Source organism: uncultured Sulfitobacter sp. (assembly GCF_964021855.1).
GTDB lineage: Bacteria > Pseudomonadota > Alphaproteobacteria > Rhodobacterales > Rhodobacteraceae > Sulfitobacter.
Window position 1 is genome coordinate 973,981 of the sequence record NZ_CAXHZD010000001.1, and the last position, 18,631, is coordinate 992,611.

Annotated in this window: 21 protein-coding genes; 19 read left to right on the top strand and 2 right to left on the bottom strand. The window is 57.1% G+C overall.

All coding sequences use genetic code 11. From position 1 onward, the window contains the following. Positions 1-28: 28 nt before the first annotated feature. The 3 genes from AADJ11_RS04735 to AADJ11_RS04745 all read left to right on the top strand — a co-directional run bounded on the left by AADJ11_RS04735 (position 29) and on the right by AADJ11_RS04745 (position 2,080). A complete protein-coding gene (locus AADJ11_RS04735) occupies positions 29-901 on the top strand; it encodes a 50S ribosomal protein L11 methyltransferase (RefSeq protein ID WP_341233386.1) in 873 nt (290 codons plus the stop codon). A gap of 109 nt (positions 902-1,010) precedes the next feature. Further along, positions 1,011-1,373 carry a hypothetical protein gene (locus AADJ11_RS04740; RefSeq protein WP_341233387.1) on the top strand — a complete coding sequence of 121 codons (363 nt, stop codon included), beginning with the start codon at positions 1,011-1,013 and terminating at the stop codon, positions 1,371-1,373. Between the two features lie 215 nt (positions 1,374-1,588). Continuing rightward, positions 1,589-2,080, top strand: a complete 492-nt coding sequence (locus tag AADJ11_RS04745; RefSeq protein WP_341233388.1) for a DUF922 domain-containing protein — start codon at positions 1,589-1,591, stop codon at positions 2,078-2,080. A gap of 210 nt (positions 2,081-2,290) precedes the next feature. Here AADJ11_RS04745 and AADJ11_RS04750 read toward each other — a convergent pair whose 3' ends face one another. Further along, complete coding sequence (locus AADJ11_RS04750) at positions 2,291-2,509, bottom strand: DUF1127 domain-containing protein (RefSeq protein WP_219578825.1); 219 nt, start codon at positions 2,507-2,509, stop codon at positions 2,291-2,293. Positions 2,510-2,836: 327 nt separating this feature from the next. Between AADJ11_RS04750 and ruvC the strand changes: the two genes are divergently transcribed. From ruvC to folD, 16 genes are all read left to right on the top strand, one after another. Further along, positions 2,837-3,343: a crossover junction endodeoxyribonuclease RuvC gene (gene ruvC / locus AADJ11_RS04755; RefSeq protein ID WP_339760465.1), complete on the top strand. Its 507-nt coding sequence runs from the start codon at positions 2,837-2,839 to the stop codon at positions 3,341-3,343. Continuing rightward, positions 3,340-4,005: a Holliday junction branch migration protein RuvA gene (gene ruvA / locus AADJ11_RS04760; RefSeq protein WP_341233389.1), complete on the top strand. Its 666-nt coding sequence runs from the start codon at positions 3,340-3,342 to the stop codon at positions 4,003-4,005. The genes ruvC and ruvA overlap by 4 nt, the downstream gene beginning before the upstream one ends. 45 nt (positions 4,006-4,050) lie before the next feature. Next, the gene (gene ruvB, locus AADJ11_RS04765; protein WP_341233390.1) at positions 4,051-5,070 is read left to right on the top strand and encodes a Holliday junction branch migration DNA helicase RuvB; all 1,020 of its coding nucleotides are present in this window, start codon (positions 4,051-4,053) and stop codon (positions 5,068-5,070) included. A 46-nt stretch (positions 5,071-5,116) separates the two neighbouring features. Beyond that, positions 5,117-5,740 carry a hypothetical protein gene (locus tag AADJ11_RS04770; RefSeq protein ID WP_341233391.1) on the top strand — a complete coding sequence of 208 codons (624 nt, stop codon included), beginning with the start codon at positions 5,117-5,119 and terminating at the stop codon, positions 5,738-5,740. Continuing rightward, positions 5,737-6,123, top strand: a complete 387-nt coding sequence (ybgC, locus tag AADJ11_RS04775) for a tol-pal system-associated acyl-CoA thioesterase (RefSeq protein WP_341233392.1) — start codon at positions 5,737-5,739, stop codon at positions 6,121-6,123. Before AADJ11_RS04770 ends, ybgC begins: the two co-directional genes overlap by 4 nt. Before the next feature lie 132 nt (positions 6,124-6,255). Further along, on the top strand, positions 6,256-6,951 hold the full coding sequence (gene tolQ / locus AADJ11_RS04780; RefSeq protein ID WP_093916841.1) for a protein TolQ: 696 nt from the start codon (positions 6,256-6,258) through the stop codon (positions 6,949-6,951). A gap of 3 nt (positions 6,952-6,954) precedes the next feature. Continuing rightward, on the top strand, positions 6,955-7,434 hold the full coding sequence (tolR, locus tag AADJ11_RS04785) for a protein TolR (protein ID WP_219578819.1): 480 nt from the start codon (positions 6,955-6,957) through the stop codon (positions 7,432-7,434). A gap of 2 nt (positions 7,435-7,436) precedes the next feature. After that, on the top strand, positions 7,437-8,567 hold the full coding sequence (locus AADJ11_RS04790) for an energy transducer TonB (RefSeq protein ID WP_341233393.1): 1,131 nt from the start codon (positions 7,437-7,439) through the stop codon (positions 8,565-8,567). Between the two features lie 17 nt (positions 8,568-8,584). Next, positions 8,585-9,886 (top strand): Tol-Pal system beta propeller repeat protein TolB, encoded by a 1,302-nt coding sequence (gene tolB, locus AADJ11_RS04795; RefSeq protein WP_341233667.1) that lies wholly within the window; start codon positions 8,585-8,587, stop codon positions 9,884-9,886. Positions 9,887-9,967: 81 nt separating this feature from the next. Continuing rightward, the gene (pal, locus tag AADJ11_RS04800) at positions 9,968-10,489 is read left to right on the top strand and encodes a peptidoglycan-associated lipoprotein Pal (protein WP_341233394.1); all 522 of its coding nucleotides are present in this window, start codon (positions 9,968-9,970) and stop codon (positions 10,487-10,489) included. Between the two features lie 29 nt (positions 10,490-10,518). Beyond that, a complete protein-coding gene (ybgF, locus tag AADJ11_RS04805; RefSeq protein WP_341233395.1) occupies positions 10,519-11,337 on the top strand; it encodes a tol-pal system protein YbgF in 819 nt (272 codons plus the stop codon). Positions 11,338-11,341: 4 nt separating this feature from the next. Further along, positions 11,342-12,601 (top strand): tRNA lysidine(34) synthetase TilS, encoded by a 1,260-nt coding sequence (tilS, locus tag AADJ11_RS04810; RefSeq protein WP_341233396.1) that lies wholly within the window; start codon positions 11,342-11,344, stop codon positions 12,599-12,601. A gap of 78 nt (positions 12,602-12,679) precedes the next feature. Further along, a complete protein-coding gene (gene ftsH / locus AADJ11_RS04815) occupies positions 12,680-14,596 on the top strand; it encodes an ATP-dependent zinc metalloprotease FtsH (protein ID WP_341233397.1) in 1,917 nt (638 codons plus the stop codon). A gap of 117 nt (positions 14,597-14,713) precedes the next feature. Continuing rightward, the gene (locus AADJ11_RS04820) at positions 14,714-15,295 is read left to right on the top strand and encodes a sulfurase (protein ID WP_341233398.1); all 582 of its coding nucleotides are present in this window, start codon (positions 14,714-14,716) and stop codon (positions 15,293-15,295) included. Between the two features lie 164 nt (positions 15,296-15,459). Beyond that, complete coding sequence (locus AADJ11_RS04825) at positions 15,460-17,136, top strand: formate--tetrahydrofolate ligase (RefSeq protein WP_341233399.1); 1,677 nt, start codon at positions 15,460-15,462, stop codon at positions 17,134-17,136. A 94-nt stretch (positions 17,137-17,230) separates the two neighbouring features. Next, positions 17,231-18,133 carry a bifunctional methylenetetrahydrofolate dehydrogenase/methenyltetrahydrofolate cyclohydrolase FolD gene (gene folD / locus AADJ11_RS04830; RefSeq protein ID WP_341233400.1) on the top strand — a complete coding sequence of 301 codons (903 nt, stop codon included), beginning with the start codon at positions 17,231-17,233 and terminating at the stop codon, positions 18,131-18,133. Here the strand turns inward: folD and AADJ11_RS04835 are convergent. After that, positions 18,130-18,528, bottom strand: a complete 399-nt coding sequence (locus tag AADJ11_RS04835; protein WP_341233401.1) for a DUF2306 domain-containing protein — start codon at positions 18,526-18,528, stop codon at positions 18,130-18,132. The two genes, folD and AADJ11_RS04835, sit on opposite strands and share 4 nt — an antisense overlap. Positions 18,529-18,631 lie beyond the last annotated feature (103 nt).

Below are 18,631 nucleotides of genomic sequence, written 5' to 3' on the forward strand. Positions count from 1 at the left end.
CCGCGTTAACAACATTGCGGAGAGCGTTATGCCCACATTCACAGCCCTGACCACACTTGAAGGACGCAAACCCGCCTATGCCTTGGGCGAGGCGATGGAGCGGCTGACCCCTGAGCCGACCGGCGTGGGGGTGTTCGAGATGGAAGACGGATCGGGCCTGTGGGAAGTGGGTGGCTATTTCGAGGAAGCACCTGACCAGACCGCTTTGGCGATTTTGGCGACGACGATGGGCGCAAAGGATTTTGTCGTTTCAGAACTGCCAGAAACCGACTGGGTGGCCCATGTGCGCCGTGAGCTTTCCCCCGTCGAGGCTGGACGGTTCTTTGTCTATGGCAGTCATGATGCGGATAAGGTGCCTGAAGGCTGCGAGCCGCTGTTGATCGAGGCCGCGATGGCGTTTGGCACGGGGCACCACGGCACAACGCTGGGATGTCTGCGGGCGCTGGACCGTTTGGCCAATGACGGCATGGTCGGGCAAAGCGTTGCGGATATCGGCTGCGGGACTGCCGTGCTGGCGATGGCGGCCGCGCGTATTTGGCCGAACCCCGTGTTGGCCAGTGATATTGACGAGGTCGCCGTTGACGTGGCGCGCGCGAATGCAGCGGCGAACGGGTTGAGCGACCGGTTGATCTGCGTAGAGGCAGCGGGCTTTGACCATCCCGATCTGGCCGCAAGGGCACCCTTTGATTTGATCTTTGCCAACATCCTGAAAGGCCCCTTGGTGGCACTGGCCCCTGATATGGCAACCGCGCTGGCCCCAAACGGCAAAGCGATTCTGTCAGGCATCCTGAACGAGCAGGCGGATGACGTGATTGAGGTTTATGCACAATCCGGCATCAATCTATTGAACAGAGAGATGATTGGCGACTGGACAACGCTTACCGTCCAAAAGATGCCATAATTGACCGTCTTTTTGTGACTTAATTCATCTAATTTTGTAGAAAAAGCCACATTTCTGTTGTATTGTCTGAAGTGCTTAAGGTGGGGACCTACAGTAATTTGAGGCGATTATGGCCGATATTAATCAACCATTCGGAACGCGCATTGATCAATTGGATCGTCAGCGCAAAGCTTTGGCAAACGGGTATTACACCACCATTCGCAACGATGGGCTTGTCATCGCGCACCCACGCCGCCGCGATAAAGGCGCGCCGCTTAAATACTTTCTAGCGCTGGTGGTTCTGTTTTTCATCTTCAAGGCATTGGTACTGGCCACCGCCGGGGCGGGAACCTATCAAAGCCGGCTCAATTCTCTGAGCGACGGAACCTTGGTTGAGCGCGCAGGCGCGTGGTTCTTGCAGGTCGATCCGGTGACGCAGGTGCTGTCGAACAAGGTTGGGCTGGTATTTGGCAATGGGACGGCGCGGCTTTAGCTGCCAGAGAGTGAAGTTTTAAGATACTTATCGTTTGAGTGTTACGGATTTGTGGGACCTGCATATAGCGTTGGTCCGCAAAGCGGACCTTTCGGACCTTCGCGGCACACACGTTCTGGCGAGAGCCAACAGAGCAGGTCTACAAGACAGGCACTTGTGAAAAATGCCACCTCCCTCTTTAAGTGGAAGATCGTTAAAACTACGGATTTATGGATATGAAATTTGTTGGTGCCTTCGTAGGTTTTGCTATTTTGGCCCTCATAGTTATAAACCTTTCGTATCCGCTTGCAGTAAGTGAATCAGAAGAAGTCGTTTACTATCAAGTGACTGCCACCAACCGTACTGACATGCTCACACAGCTCTCGGAGTTAGGTCCGAAAGGTGCTGCCGGTTTGACGGAGTGGCAGGTTCGTTGGAATTGGGTTTGCAAAGTAAACATCCATACAACGATTAGCCTACCACAACATACCAATTTGGATGCGCTTTCAACTGCTCAGCGCGAGAGTTGGCAGAATTTTGTTCAAAAACTCCATCTCCATGAGCGACTTCATCAATTCAACGGCCAAAGCGCGGCCAGAGACATAGCGCGTCACTATTGCATAAATGCTGATTTTATCTCAAGATATTGGATGCAAAAGGATGTTATTTTTGATTATGTATCACGCCACGGGCAACGCGATGGTGTTGTTCTGTATTGGTCAAATTGAGGGTTCTAGCTACGGTCACGATTTAATAAGGTGATCAACACTGGCTTTTCGCTTTGGGCTCGACGCGGATATTAGGAAACGTCACCTGCGCCCCCGAAACCCCCCATACAAACCCGAACACCCCAAAAAATAAGCCACGCTACCGTTTGGTAAGCGTGGCTATTTTCTGTCCAGCGGACTGCCCTTGGGGCTTGGGTCTGGCATAGCGCGTTAGCGAACGAAGTGGTTCAGCGCGACGTTTTCAATATCGCCGCGTGTCAGGCCGATATCATCCAGTTCACGGTCTGTCAGCGAAGACAAAGCGTTGCGTGTTACGCGTGCATCGTTCCAGGCAATAACGCTGGCAATGATGTCGCCCAGGTGGGAGAATGCGCGGTTGACTGTGGAAGCCGTCGCGTAGTTTGTTGTAGGTGTGTAGAACATAGACATTGTCGTCATCCTTGGATTTCAAAAAGCTGATAGTTGCATCGTTATGCTCGGCAACTAGGCAATTTGAAAACTTCCGACAACACCCAGACTTGCATGTGTGATCTGCGTTTTCTGCATGGCAGCATAAATCCGAAACCTCTAATAAAATATGGTTAATCTGCGACAGGTGCTGGCGACGCGCACAGCGTGCCGAGTGTCGCTTTTGTACTGTTTTTGCCGCAAGCGTCGGCAATTGCGGCGTTTTCAAGGCATGTCGGAAAAACCTTGGTGGATGTTCGTGTTTTGTGCTAGTTCTCAAAATAAGTAAAAACTGAGGTAAATAAGCACATGATACGGGTAATTGGCATCGATCCGGGGCTGCGCAACATGGGGTGGGGTGTCATTGATGTCGCCGGCAGCCGGATAAGTCATGTCGCAAATGGGGTTTGTGTGTCCGAGGGCCCCGATCTTGGGTCGCGGCTATTGTCGCTGCATGCCCAGCTTACCAGAATTATGGTCACCTATCGTCCGCAAACCGCCGCCGTTGAACAGACATTCGTCAACAAGGACGGTGCAGGCACGCTTAAACTGGGCCAAGCACGGGGGATCGCGATGCTGGTCCCTGCCCAAGCGGGCCTGACGGTCGGGGAATACGCGCCCAATACGGTTAAAAAGACAGTTGTGGGCGTGGGCCATGCCGATAAGGGGCAGGTAATGCATATGGTGCGTATGCAACTGCCGGGGATCGAAATCGCAGGTCCGGATGCGGCCGATGCGCTGGCCATTGCGATCTGTCACGCCCATCACGGCGGGGCCAGTACGCTGGCGCAAGCCGTGGCGAGGGCAAGCGCATGATTGGGAAGATTACAGGCCGCATCGATTACCGCGCCCCTGATCACGTGCTGATCGATGTGCGCGGCGTCGGATATTTGGTGTATTGCTCTGACCGTACATTGGCTGCCCTCCCCGGTGTGGGAGACGCGGTTGCCCTGTTCACCGATTTGGTTGTGCGCGAAGACTTGATGCAATTGTTCGGCTTCCAGACCCTTGTGGAAAAGGAATGGCACCGCTTGCTGACCTCTGTTCAAGGGGTCGGGGCCAAAGCGTCATTGGCGATTTTGGGGGCCCTTGGCCCAGACGGGGTCAGCCGCGCCATCGCATTGGGCGATTGGAATGCTGTCAAAGCGGCCAAAGGTGTCGGCCCGAAAATCGCGCAGCGCGTGGTTCTGGACCTCAAGGATAAGGCACCGGGTGTCATGGCAATGACAGGCACGCTGGCCGAAGCCCATGGCGAGGTTGAAGCCGCACAAGTGATCGAGCCATCCGCGCCGAGAAGCAGATCCAAACCATCGGCGAACCAATCCGCGCAGTCCGAGGCGCTTTCGGCGCTGGCGAATTTGGGATATGGCCCCGGCGATGCCGCAGGGGCGGTGGCGCAAGCCGCTGGCGAAAACCCTGATGCGGAAACGCCGGCCTTGATCCGCGCGGCGTTGAAACTTCTTGCGCCCAAAGGGTAGAGTGGGGCCATTGGCAAACGACCGCCCCAGAGTTTTGGAAATTGAATGATCGATAGCGACCCCACCTTGCGGCCCGACCCGCTGCCAGAGGATTTTGATCGCGCGCTGCGACCGCAGATGCTGGATGAATTCGTGGGCCAAGCCGAGGCGCGGTCGAACCTCAAGGTCTTCATCCAATCCGCCAAGCAACGCGAAGAGGCCATGGACCACACGTTGTTTCATGGCCCCCCCGGTTTGGGCAAGACGACCCTTGCGCAGATTATGGCGCGTGAATTGGGCGTGGGGTTTCGTATGACCTCTGGGCCGGTGCTGGCCAAAGCTGGCGATCTGGCTGCGATCCTCACCAACCTTGAAGCCCGCGATGTATTGTTTATTGACGAAATTCACCGGCTGAACCCCGCTGTCGAAGAAGTATTGTACCCCGCGCTAGAGGATTTCGAGCTGGATTTGGTGATTGGCGAGGGGCCTGCTGCGCGGACCGTGCGGATTGAGCTGCAACCCTTTACGCTGGTGGGTGCCACGACGCGGATGGGCCTACTGACCACGCCCCTGCGCGACCGCTTTGGCATTCCGACGCGGCTTGAGTTCTATACCGAGGACGAGTTGTTTATCATCGTGGACCGCAATGCCCGCAAGCTGGGTGCACCCGCAGATGAAGGGGGCGCACGCGAGATCGCAAAACGTGCCCGAGGCACGCCGCGGATTGCAGGGCGTCTGCTGCGGCGCGTCGTTGATTTCGCAGTGGTCGAGGGCAATGGCCGCGTGACGCAGGAGTTGGCCGACATGGCGCTGACGCGGCTGGGCGTGGATCGGTTGGGGTTGGACAGCGCCGACCGTCGGTATCTGCGGTTGATCGCCGAGAATTACCAAGGCGGGCCGGTTGGGATTGAAACAATGTCCGCTGCCCTGTCGGAGTCGCGTGACGCGCTGGAAGAGGTGATCGAGCCGTTTTTGCTGCAGCAAGGTTTGATCCAACGCACGCCACGCGGGCGGATGCTGGCGCAAAAGGCGTGGACCCATTTGGGGATGGCGCCGCCAAAACCACGGGCAGACCTGTTTGGCTGACGCAGCGCAGCCTTCGGCGAGGATTTTAGACCATTTGGAAGACCTGATGACACCACAAGATATCGAGAAACTGTTCACACGGGCCAGCGGCGATTTTGCATTTGCACGCTGGGGCCGGCCAGTGTCCCCCGTGGTATTCGGGGTGGATGATGCGACATTGTCTGTCATCAAGGGCGCGCTTGAGGCTGTTTGCGTGCTGTCCGGTCACAAGATTGCTGAGACTGATCCTGAATTGGGCAGCAATCTGATGATGTTCTTTTTCAAGGAATGGGATGAATTGCCGGACGTGCCCGGATTGGACCGGCTGGTGCCAGATTTGAAGCCTTTGGTCGAGAAGCTGAAAGACGTCGATGCCAATCAGTACCGCTTGTTCCGGTTTGACGAGGATGGCGCGATCAAAGCCTGCTTTGTATTCCTACGTATGGACAAACATCTAAGCGCTGTTCCTGCACAGACCTTGGCGCTGAGCCAGATTGTACAGTCCTTTCTGCTTTGGTCCGATACCGCCTTTAAAGATAAATCGCCCTTGGCTGTGGCAGAGGGGACGACGATCCTGCGGCCTGATGTTGCCGCGCTTTTGCGGGCGGCTTATGATCCTGTATTGCCGCCTGTCGCGCAGGATGCATCCCATGCGCTACGCCTTTTTGCGAGGTTAAACAAACCCCAATGACCCATGTCCTGCCCATTCGCGTTTATTATGAAGACACCGATATGGCGGGCATCGTCTATTACGCAAATTATCTGCGGTATATTGAGCGGGCGCGCAGCGACTGGGTGCGTGAGATCGGGATCGACCAGCTTGAGATGAAAGCAGACGGTGTGGTTTTCGCCGTGCGCAGGGTCGAGGCGGATTATATTGCGCCGGCGGTTTTTGACGACCTGCTGGAGGTGCGCACATGGGCGACATCCATTGGGCCAGCACGTATGGAAATGGCTCAAGAGGTCTGGCGCGACGAGACGTTGCTGTTTCGTGCCGCCGTCACGATTGTCTGCATCGCCAGCAGCGGGAAACCCTGTAGATTGCCAGCGAAACTCCGCTCACTGCCGCTGTGACACGCGGTTTGATGCCATAATCCTAGCAATCGACATTGCACTCGGCTAAGCTTGTGCCAAATAGCGCCTTGGAAAACAGGGCCGTTGAGGCGGAACAGCCCCGAAAGGGGCCTTTAGTAAAGAGCAGAACCGATGGAAGCAGAGACGCTGGCGGCGGCGAGCGAGATTGATTTCTCGCTCTTGGGGTTATTCCTGCGCGCGACATTCACCGTGAAATTAGTCATGATCAGTTTGCTGGTCGCATCTTTCTGGTCGTGGTCGATCATTGTTCAGAAAATCATGCAGTACCGCAGGTTCCGCGCCGAAGCGGATGCCTTTGATCGGGCGTTCTGGTCGGGCGAACCTTTGGATGGGTTGTACGACACAATCGGGCCTGATCCGGACGGGGCGGCGGAAAAGATTTTTGCCGCAGGGATGACGGAATGGCGCAGGTCGCATCGTGATGATGGTGATCTGATCCCCGGTGCCACGGCGCGCATTGACCGGTCGATGGATGTGGCAATCGCCAAGGAAGCCGAAAAACTGCAAAAGGGGTTGCCTGTCTTGGCGACCGTCGGATCAACAGCGCCGTTTGTGGGGCTGTTCGGTACGGTTTTTGGCATCATGAATTCGTTTATCGAAATCGCATCGCAGCAAAATACCAGCCTTGTTGTCGTGGCCCCCGGTATCGCCGAGGCGCTTTTGGCGACAGGTATTGGCCTGCTGGCGGCTATTCCAGCGGTTATCTTTTATAACAAGTTAAGTGCGGATTCAGACCGTATCTTGGGCGGCTACGAGGCATTCGCCGATGAATTCGCGACCATCCTAAGCCGCCAGTTGGATAGCTGACCGATGGGCGCTGGTATCGCAAAAAAATCAGGCGGTGGCGGGCGTGGGCGGCGTCGCGGTCGCGCGCAACCGATGGCCGAGATCAACATTACGCCTTTCGTGGATGTTATGCTGGTGCTGCTGATCATCTTTATGGTTGCGGCCCCGCTGTTGACGGTGGGCGTTCCCGTTGAGTTGCCGAAAACGGCGGCGACGGCCTTGCCCTCGGATCAAGAGGAACCGTTGACCATCACGCTTTTGGCGGATGGATCCGTGCAAATTCAAAAGACGCCAACAGAACGCGATGATCTGATTGCCAAGCTGCGCGCGATTGCGACAGAGCGCGCAAGCGACCGTGTGTTCCTGCGCGCGGATGGGGCGGTTTCCTATGCCATGGTCATGGAAGTGATGGGTGCCCTGAACGCAGGTGGTTTTTCGAACATTGGTCTGGTGACTGAAACCGGTGGCCCAAAGCTGGACGGCACAGGGACGTCGGGCGGTTAACCATGCACACGGGGCATTACATTTCTGGTGCAGGGCATGTCGGGCTGATTGCCTTTTTGCTGTTTGGCGGCGTTTTCAGGCCGGACCCAGAACCATTTCAGATGCAAGAAGTGTCGGTACTGTCTGCAGCCGAGTTTGATGCCATCGTGGCGGCATCGCAATCTTCTGAGGAATTGACCGAGGTCCCGCAACCCGAAGCACCGCAAGCGCCAGCCGAGACGCCCGAGGTGGCACAGGAACCTGAAATTCAGCAACCGACACCCATTCAGCCTGAAGCACCGGAGCCTGAGCCTGAAGTTGTTGAGCCAACCCCGCCGCCCCCTGCGACTGAGGTGAGCGAAACCGCACCGGAACGGCCGGACCCCCCAGCCGAGGTCGCCGTTCTGGTCCCCGAGGTTGCACCTGTGGCTGTGCCGCGCCCGGTTGACCGTGTCGCACCCGAAGCCGTTGAACAACCTGACCCAGAGGCACGCACTGACGTGATCGAGCAGGAAGCCGCCACGCCTGATGCCCCGGCCGATAAAGTCGTGGAAGAGGCGCAGGAAGCAACGGCACCCGAAGAGGCAACAACAGAGATTGTTACCGAGGCTGCCGAGGCCCCAAAAGCCGCACCCAATCAATCTGCGCGCCCGCCTGCGCGCCGTCCGACACCACCTGCACCACAGGTCGCCGAACCTGTTGAAACGCCAAAACCGGCGCAGCCCGCTGTTGATCAAGATGCCGTTGCGGCGGCCCTGGCCGAGGCTATGGGCGGCGAGGAGAAACCCGCGCCACCTGCGCCTGCATCGCCGGCCGCAGCCCCATCCGGCCCACCATTGTCGAGCGGCGAAAAAGAATCGCTGCGCCTGGCGGTTTCGGCGTGTTGGAACGTGGGATCGCTATCGTCCGAGGCGTTGCGCACCACCGTCATCGTCAGCGTGCAGATGAACCAAGATGGTACACCGCAGACCAATAGCATTACCATGACAAGCAGTTCGGGTGGTTCGCCAGCCGCTGCAGGCCAAGCGTTCGAGGCGGCCAGACGGGCAATTATCCGCTGCGGATCGCGTGGATATCAGCTCCCTGTAGATAAATTTAGCCAATGGCAGAATATTGAGATGACCTTTAATCCTGAAAGGATGCGCATCAAATGATTTTACGAGTATTGAGCATGTGTCTGGCACTGATCTGTGCCGTTGCAGGAACCGCCCAAGCCCAGCAAGGCCCATTGCGGATCGAAATCACGGAAGGCGTGATCGAACCGTTGCCCTTTGCCGTGCCAACCTTTCAACCCGAAAGCGGCGATGCAGGGCAGATGGCTGTCGATCTGGCGCGCGTGGTTTCTGAAGATCTGGTTGGCTCCGGTCTATTCCGCGAAATCCCGGCAAGTGCGTTCATCTCAACGGTCAGCGATTTTAACGCGCCGGTGCAATATGCCGACTGGAAGGCGATCAACGCGCAGGCGCTGATCACTGGTGCCGTCAGCGTTTCGGGAAATACGCTGAACGTAAAGTTTCGCCTTTACGATGTGTTCTCGGGGGCTGAACTAGGCTCTGGCTTGCAATTTTCCGGTACCATCGATGGCTGGCGTCGCATGGCACACAAGGTCGCGGATGCGGTTTATTCGCGGATCACCGGCGAGGGCGGATATTTCGACAGCCGCGTTGTGTACGTGTCTGAAACAGGCCCCAAGGATGAGCGTCAAAAACGTCTGGCGATCATGGATTATGACGGTGCCAACGTGCGCTATCTGACCGACAGTTCGTCGATCGTACTGGCCCCGCGGTTTTCGCCCACGGGTGACCGTATTCTGTATACCAGCTACGAAAGCGGTTTCCCGCGGATTTACGTGCTCGATATCGGGTCCGTGCAACGCCGCGTTCTGGAAAGCGCGGAGGGCACGATGAGCTTTGCGCCGCGTTTCTCGCCTTCGGGTAATACGGTTGTGTATTCGCTGACCCAAGGGGGCAACACCGATATCTACACAATGGATATTGGCACCGGACAATCTGTGCGCCTGACGAATACGCCAGCAATTGAAACGGCACCCAGCTATTCGCCGGACGGCAGCAAGATCGTGTTCGAGAGCGACCGTTCAGGCAGCCAGCAGCTATATGTCATGTCCGCCAGCGGCGGAGAGGCGCAGCGTATTTCGTTTGGTGAAGGCCGTTATGGCACGCCTGTCTGGTCCCCGCGCGGCGACCTTGTTGCGTTCACAAAACAGAACAAAGGTCGTTTTCATATCGGTGTGATGCGTTTGGACGGCTCCGAAGAACGTTTGCTGACGGCGTCATTCTTGGATGAAGGTCCGACATGGGCCCCCAATGGCCGCGTGATCATGTTTGCGCGCGAAACCCAAGGGATCGGTGGATCGTCCTCGTTGTACTCCGTCGATATCTCGGGCCGAAACCTGAAACCTGTGCGCACCCAAGAAGGCGGGTCTGACCCGTCATGGTCGCCGCTCCAGTACTAACCCTTGGTGATTCCCAACGCCAAGGCGCTGTGCTAACACAAATGAAACTAGATTAACGCCAACTTTACAGAGGCAGACCCCATGAACCGTATTCTGACCAGCACTCTTTTGATCGCCGCGCTTGCCGTGTCGGCGTGTACAAACCCAAACCGCTTTGGCGGTGATAACATGAATGGTGCGGGCGGCCTGACCGGCGCAAACGGCAGCATCATCCCCGGCAGCGCAAATGATCCCGCATCTACCGCGTATTTTCAGCAGTCTATCGGTGACCGTGTGTTGTTCGATATTGACCAGTCGTCATTGACCCCAGCCGGTCAGGCGACATTGGACGGCCAAGCCAACTGGCTTAACACCAACACCGATTATCAGGCCGTCATCGAGGGCCACGCAGACGAACAAGGCACACGTGAATACAACGTTGCCCTTGGCGCACGCCGGGCAAATGCTGCACGCGAATATCTGGTATCACGCGGCGTCGCCGGCAACCGTTTGCGCACTGTCAGCTATGGCAAAGAACGCCCGATCGAAGTGTGTTCGCAAGAAGCGTGCTATGCCAAGAACCGCCGCGCCGTCACAGTGCTGGCCGGTGGTTTGTCGAGCTAAACTAGAACGAAACGGTTAGGATAATGACAATGCGGTTTGTTATGATGGTGGTGTTGGGGCTGGCCTTTGGGCCTGTCGCCGCACAGGCGCAAGATACGCAAACCTTGGCGGATGTGCGTCAGGAACTGACCGTTCTAAATGTCGAAGTTCAAAAGCTGCGGCGCGAACTTTCCACCACCGGCGGGGCATCTTTGAACCTGACCGGTGGGTCCGTGCTGGATCGCATGAACGCGATGGAAAGCGAACTGCAGCGTCTGACCTCCAAAACCGAAGAGCTTGAGAACAAGATCAACCGTGTTGTTGTCGATGGTACAAACCGGATTGGCGATCTTGAATTCCGTTTGGTCGAACTTGAAGGCGGTGATGTCGGCGCAATCGGTGAAACCTCGACCCTTGGCGGGGGCGAAGCACCGGTTACCAATGTGCCGACAACCGCGCCGACACCTACTAACACTGCCGAACTTGCCGTGGGCGAAGCTGATGATTTTGAGCGGGCGAAGGCGGCGCTCGCTGCCGGTGACTTTCGCGCCGCCGCGGACCAATTTGCGACCTTTAATCAGACCTACCCAGGTGGCCCGCTAGGCCCCGAAGCCGATTTGCGCCGGGGTGAAGCATTAAGCGGGCTAAGCGATACACGCGAAGCTGCGCGCGCCTACCTTGCCAGCTTTAGCGCTGATCCGGTTGGCCCGACGGCCCCCGAAGCGTTGTTCCACTTGGGCAAGGCCCTTGGCGCGCTTAATCAGGTTCAAGAGGCATGTGTGACGCTGGGCGAGGTCGCAACGCGCTTTCCAACCAGCCCCTTTGTGTCGCAAGCCGCAAGCGAGCGTGCTGCGCTGAATTGCCAGTGATCCAATGACGGTTGACCTGGCGCGGCTGATCGCTGACCAGTTTCTAAACACTCCCCCAAAGGCCATCGGGGTCGCCGTTTCAGGCGGCAGCGATTCTATGGCGTTGCTGCATCTGATGCACAGTTTCGCGCTTGATCGCGGTATCAAAATCTTTGTTGCGACGGTTAATCACGGATTGCGCGCCGAAGCGGCCGACGAGGCGGCGATGGTTGCGTCTGTCTGCGCGCAGCTTGGGCTAAGCCATCATACGCTTGATTGGAAAGACTGGGATCGCAGCGGCAATCTGCAGGGCGAGGCCCGAAAAGCCCGCTATGGTCTGCTGGCGCGATGGGGGCAGCAGTTGGGGGTGGATTGCATCGCCCTTGGCCACACCATGGACGACCAAGCAGAAACCTTTCTGATGCGAGTCGGGCGGCGTGCGGGTGTCGACGGTTTGGCCGCGATGCCACAAAGTTTCGAGCGTGAAGGCATGCAATGGGTCAGACCGCTTTTGCGGGCGCGCAGGCTAGAGTTACGTGATTATCTGACCGGGCAGAATATCGGATGGGTCGATGACCCAAGCAATGATGACGACCGGTTTGACCGTGTTCGAACCCGCAAGGCATTGTCGATTCTATCCGAATTGGGAATCGACGCAGATGCGATCAGCGATGTGTCGCAGAACCTGTCGGCCGCAAAAGACGCCCTGAATCATCAAATGCTTACAATTGCCCGCGATATTGTGACGCTGCAGTCGGGCGCTGTCGCCATCAGCGAAAAAGCACTGGCCGCCCAACATCCCGAACTGCGCCGACGCCTTATTGTGCATGCGTTAAAATGGGTGAACGGCGCCTATTACGCGCCCCGCAACAGCGCGATCATGTCTGTGTTGGACGCGCTTGAACATGCGCCGTCGGCCACCTTGCAAGGCTGCGAGTTGCGGCGAAAGGATAAAACTCTTTGGATTTTCAGAGAGTTGAATGCGGTCGCCCATACGCAGGCAAAACCGGGGGAAATGTGGGATAACCGATGGCATCTGGTGCCGCCCTTGGGCGAAATTGGGCCAAAAGACAGCCCAACCCTTTGCGCGCTTGGGGCCGAAGGGTTACAGTACTGCACAGATTGGCGCGCCTTGGGCATTCCGCGTGCCGTGCTTTTATCGACACCGGCAGTATGGAATGGCGCGCGCTTGATCGCTGCACCCCTTGCTGGTTGGCCGCAAAACTGGCAAGCACGGCTTAATCGCGGTGAAGATACATTTTTTGCCGCACACATAACGCATTGAACATGCGCCCAGCGTCTCTATCTTATAGACAACGGGCACATCGTCTTGATGTCGTCCCCCGGATTTAGGAGAGTTTCCTTGGGTAATATGCGTAATCTCGCCTTTTGGGTCGTGTTGATGTTGTTGGTGTTGGCGTTGTTCAACCTGTTCAGCGGATCAACCGGCGGCCTGCAAAGTCGCGAAATCAGCTATTCCGAATTTGTAACAGCAGTCGAGGCGGGCGATGTCCGCAATGTCACGCTGGATGGCGAGCAAGTTCGCTTCCGCCGTGCTGATGGCTCTGACTATGTCACGATCATGCCACAAGACGCCGAAGTCACGTCATTGCTGATGGCAAATGATGTGCCCGTGCGCGCCGAGCCGCAGCAGCAATCTGGTTTCCAGACATTCCTGATGTCGCTGTTGCCGATCCTGTTGCTGATCGGTGTGTGGATTTATTTCATGAACCGCATGCAGGGTGGCGGCAAAGGCGGGGCCATGGGCTTTGGTAAATCCAAGGCCAAGATGCTGACAGAAAAGCATGGCCGCGTGACGTTTGACGACGTTGCTGGCATCGACGAAGCCAAGGAAGAGCTGGAAGAGATCGTTGAATTCCTGCGCAACCCGCAAAAATTCAGCCGCCTTGGCGGTAAGATCCCCAAAGGCGCATTGCTTGAGGGCCCTCCCGGTACCGGTAAAACATTGCTGGCGCGTGCGATTGCGGGCGAGGCTGGCGTGCCGTTCTTTACCATTTCAGGGTCTGACTTTGTCGAAATGTTCGTTGGTGTGGGTGCATCCCGTGTGCGCGACATGTTTGAACAGGCCAAGAAAAACGCGCCATGTATCGTGTTCATCGACGAAATCGATGCCGTGGGCCGTTCGCGCGGTGCCGGCTATGGTGGCGGCAATGACGAACGCGAACAGACGTTGAACCAGTTGCTGGTCGAAATGGACGGCTTTGAAGCCAACGAAGGTGTGATCATCATCGCGGCGACAAACCGCAAAGATGTGTTGGACCCTGCGTTGCTGCGTCCGGGTCGTTTTGACCGTCAGGTAAGCGTCGGCAACCCCGACATCAAAGGCCGCGAGAAAATTCTTGGCGTCCATGCGCGCAAGACACCGCTTGGGCCTGATGTTGATCTGCGGATCATTGCACGTGGTACACCGGGCTTTTCCGGTGCCGATCTGGCGAACCTCGTGAACGAGGCTGCTTTGACAGCTGCACGCGTCGGCCGTCGTTTCGTGGCGATGATGGATTTCGAATCTGCGAAGGACAAAATCATGATGGGTGCCGAGCGGCGTTCGATGGTTCTGACCCAAGACCAGAAAGAGAAAACCGCCTATCACGAAGCAGGCCATGCCATCGTCGGTATGAAGCTGGATAAATGTGACCCCGTTTATAAGGCCACAATCATTCCGCGCGGTGGTGCCTTGGGCATGGTGATGAGCCTGCCTGAAATGGACAAGCTGCAAATGTTCAAAGACGAAGCCGAACAAAAGATCGCCATGACCATGGCGGGCAAAGCGGCTGAAATCTTTAAATACGGTGCCGACAGTGTCTCTTCTGGCCCGATGGGCGATATCATGCAGGCAAGCCAGTTGGCGCGCGGCATGGTGATGCGCATGGGCATGTCGGATAAGGTCGGTAACATCGACTATTCCGAAGCTGCTGCTGGCTATCAGGCCAATGGCGGGGCCGGTGGCTTTAGTGTCTCTGCCGCGACCAAGGAACTGATCGAAAGCGAAGTAAAAGCCATCATCGACACCGGCTATGATCGTGCGTTCAAGCTGATCTCTGAAAATGAGGAAGAATTCGAGCGTCTGGCCCAAGGCCTGCTGGAATATGAAACCCTCACCGGCGAAGAGATCCAGCGCATCATGGATGGCAAGCCACCACAGGACCCTGACGGCGAAGACACCAGCGGCATGGACAAGCCAAGTGTCACATCGATCCCCAAGGCCAAGGGCAAAAAATCGCCCCCCTCGGGTGGGCTTGAGCCTGAACCGACGGCCTGATCAACATTGTTGATGGCACCATCAAAATAAATCACGAGGCCCTGCACCAGCGGGGCCTTTTCTTTTGTGGCGGCACCGCGCAATCTGATGGCACGTGTTTGTTAAAGGATTGTCAGGATGCCCACCCTCAAGAAAACCGATTTCGTGGCCACCATCACATGGCTTGGGGTCGTGCCGAAACTTGCCAAGGGCATCCGCGCAGAACCGCGCGATGAAGTCTTCGCCAGCTATGCAGGGTTTGAAGAAGACGTACATGCCGGGCTGACCCGCCCATCCTGCGTGCGCGTGAAAAATGTGTATGCCCAAGGGACCGAGATCGCGAATGTGCGCCAACTGTCGATCCTCTCGGTCGAGGAAATGGCCCAGACCGCAGCGGAAATGGGGCTTGAGACATTGGAGCCTGAGCATTTGGGGACATCGATGGTGATCGAGGGGATACCGGACTTTACCCATGTTCCGCCCAGTGCGCGGCTTCAGGCGGTTTCGGGGGCGACGATTACGATCGATATGGAAAATCGGCCCTGCGTGTTGCCCGGACGCGAGATTGAACAAGACAGCCCCGGCCACGGCCCCCAGTTCAAAGCGGCAGCCAAAGGCCGACGCGGTGTGACCGGATGGATCGAGCGGGAAGGGGCGCTGAAAGTCGGGGACCGCTTGCAGTTGTTCATCCCGGATCAGCGGGCGTGGACGCACAGCTAAAGCGGCCAGATCGCGGGAAAACATAAAAAATAGATACAAAATGAAACGCATGGCGGCCTGATCGCCGCATCAAGCGGTGGAAATGTCGGAAATGCGCCGTCGGTATGTGGTGTTGGCCGCGTATGCAGGGAAAAACACAACCACTGCGATAGGGAGATCACAGAATGGCTTTTAAGACCGATATCGAAATAGCACGGGAAGCGTCAAAGCGACCCATTCAGGAAATCGGCCAAAAGCTGGGCATTAGCAGCGATGATCTGCTGCCCTACGGGCATGACAAAGCCAAGGTATCGCAGTCTTTCATCAACTCGGTTCAGGACCGCACCGATGGGAAGCTGATCCTTGTGACTGCGATCAACCCGACACCCGCAGGCGAAGGCAAGACAACCACAACCGTTGGCTTGGGCGACGGGCTGAACCGTATCGGCAAAAACGCAGCCATCTGTATCCGCGAGGCGTCGCTGGGCCCGAACTTTGGCATGAAGGGCGGGGCCGCGGGGGGCGGCTATGCTCAGGTCGTGCCGATGGAAGAGATGAACCTGCATTTTACCGGTGACTTTCACGCGATCACCTCGGCGCATAACCTGCTGAGCGCGATGATCGACAACCATATCTATTGGGGTAATGATCTCGAGATCGACCTGCGCCGCGTCGTGTGGCGGCGGGTTGTCGACATGAATGACCGCGCCCTGCGCCAGATCACCGCATCGCTGGGCGGCGTATCAAACGGTTTCCCACGTGAGGCCGGTTTCGACATCACCGTCGCGTCCGAGGTGATGGCGATCTTGTGTCTGGCCAAAGACCTAGGCGATCTGCAAAAGAGACTTGGCGATATGATCGTCGCCTATACCCGCGAACGCAAACCGATCTACGCGCGCGATATCAAGGCGGATGGCGCGATGACCGTGCTGCTGAAAGATGCGATGCAGCCGAACCTAGTTCAGACGCTTGAGAACAACCCAGCCTTTGTGCATGGCGGTCCCTTTGCCAACATCGCCCATGGCTGTAATTCGGTTATTGCCACAACCACGGCGCTGAAGCTGGCGGATTATGTGGTAACCGAAGCGGGCTTTGGCGCGGATCTGGGGGCTGAGAAGTTCCTGAACATCAAATGCCGCAAAGCCGGGCTGGCCCCGTCTTGTGTGGTTGTCGTCGCCACCGTGCGCGCGATGAAGATGAACGGCGGCGTCGCCAAGGCCGATCTGGGGGCCGAGAACGTCGAAGCGGTGCAGGCCGGTTGTCCGAACCTTGGTCGGCATATCGAGAACCTGAAATCCTTTGGCGTGCCCGTGGTTGTTGCGATCAACCACTTTGTCACCGACACCGATGCCGAGGTGCAGGCGGTTAAGGATTATGTCGCCAGCCAGGGATCAGAAGCGATCCTGTCACGGCACTGGGAGCTGGGCAGCGAAGGATCAGCGGATCTAGCAACCAAAGTGGTTGAAGTCATCGAAAAGGGTGAGGCGAATTTCGCCCCGATCTATCCGGACGAGATGAGCCTTGCCGATAAGATCAACACTATCGCGACCAAGATTTACCGCGCAGATGCGGCAGTGATGGATGGAAAAATCCTGAACCAGTTGAAGGATTGGGAAGAACAGGGATACGGCAATCTACCGGTCTGTATGGCCAAGACGCAGTATAGCTTTACCACCGATCCTGAACGCCGCGGCGCGCCAACGGGGTTCAACATTCCGGTCCGCGAGGTGCGTCTGTCTGCAGGGGCCGGGTTTGTCGTGGCGATCTGTGGTGAAATAATGACCATGCCGGGGCTGCCGCGCGTGCCATCAGCCGAGAATATTCGCCTGAATGACGTCGGTGATGTTGAAGGTCTGTTCTAAAGCCTTATGAAAAGGGTGCAGGGGAATACCCCCGCGCCCTTTCCTGCCTCTGGCAGGGATATTTAAGAGCCAGAGAAGATGAAGGACGGTTTCCATGACAGCAACGATCATTGACGGCAAAGAGTTCGCAGCCCGCGTGCGGGGGCAGGTTGGCACCCATGTGGCGCGGCTGAAGGCAGATCACGGGATCACGCCGGGGCTGGCGGTTGTCTTGGTTGGGTCCGATCCGGCATCCGAAGTCTATGTGCGTTCCAAGGGCAAAATGACCGTCGAGGTCGGGATGAAATCGGTCGAGCATCGCTTGGATGCTGATACGGCCGAGGCTGATTTGCTGGCGTTGATCGCTGATTTGAACGCTGATCCGGAAATCCACGGGATTTTGGTGCAGCTGCCGTTGCCCAAGCATCTGAACGAAGATCTGGTGATCAACGCAATTGACCCTGCCAAGGATGTCGACGGGTTTCACATCTCGAATGTCGGGTTGTTGGGGACCGGGCAAAAATCGATGGTGCCTTGCACGCCGCTGGGGTGTTTGATGATGTTGCGTGACCACCATGGCAGCCTGTCTGGCATGGACGCGGTGATTATCGGGCGCAGTAATATCGTAGGCAAACCGATGGCGCAGCTTTTGCTGAATGACAGTTGCACCGTGACGATTGCCCATTCGCGGACCAAAGACTTGGCAGATGTCGTGCGTCGTGCGGATATTGTGGTCGCCGCCGTTGGCCGCCCCGAGATGGTCCCCGGTGATTGGATCAAGCCCGGTGCCACCATCATCGATGTGGGGATCAACCGCCTTGACGCGCCGGAAAAGGGCGAAGGCAAAACACGTCTGGTAGGTGATGTGGATTTCGCCAGCTGTGTCGAAGTTGCGGGTGCGATCACCCCCGTGCCCGGTGGCGTTGGCCCGATGACGATTGCCTGCCTGTTGGCCAATACCGTCACTGCTTGTTGCCGCGCAAATGGTCTGGCCGAGCCTGAGGGGCTGACCGCTTAACCGCCGGTCACCACCTGATACATGATCCGCCCAGGCAGGAAGGTGAAGGCCCCTGCGCCCACAAGCGCGCCTAGGGTCAGCAGCTTCATGCCCCGGGCGTGGCCCCGGATGTTTCTGGTTCGGGCGGCACGGACATTCACCGCCAGCTGAAATAGCACAAAGACCGACAGGATATGGATCGGGCCAAAGGGGCCGATCAGGCCAATCTCATGGATGCCAAAACTGCTAAGTGCGACGATTGCCATAAGGGTGACCCAAGTCCATCCGATCCAGCGGTGCGCGGTGGACCCGCGTGGTAGTGTAAAGATAGCGATGGTGAGGATGACCGCAGCAATGGCAAGAAACGTATGGATCTGAATTACCAAGCTGGCGTTCAAAAGCGGGGACAGGGACATTTGGAAACTCCGTTGTGTTCACTGCCCCTTGCGTGTCAGACTTGGCGTGCTGAGCCCAAGCGGGTTTGCGCGAACGGCACTGGGGCTTCGTGAATTGCAGGTT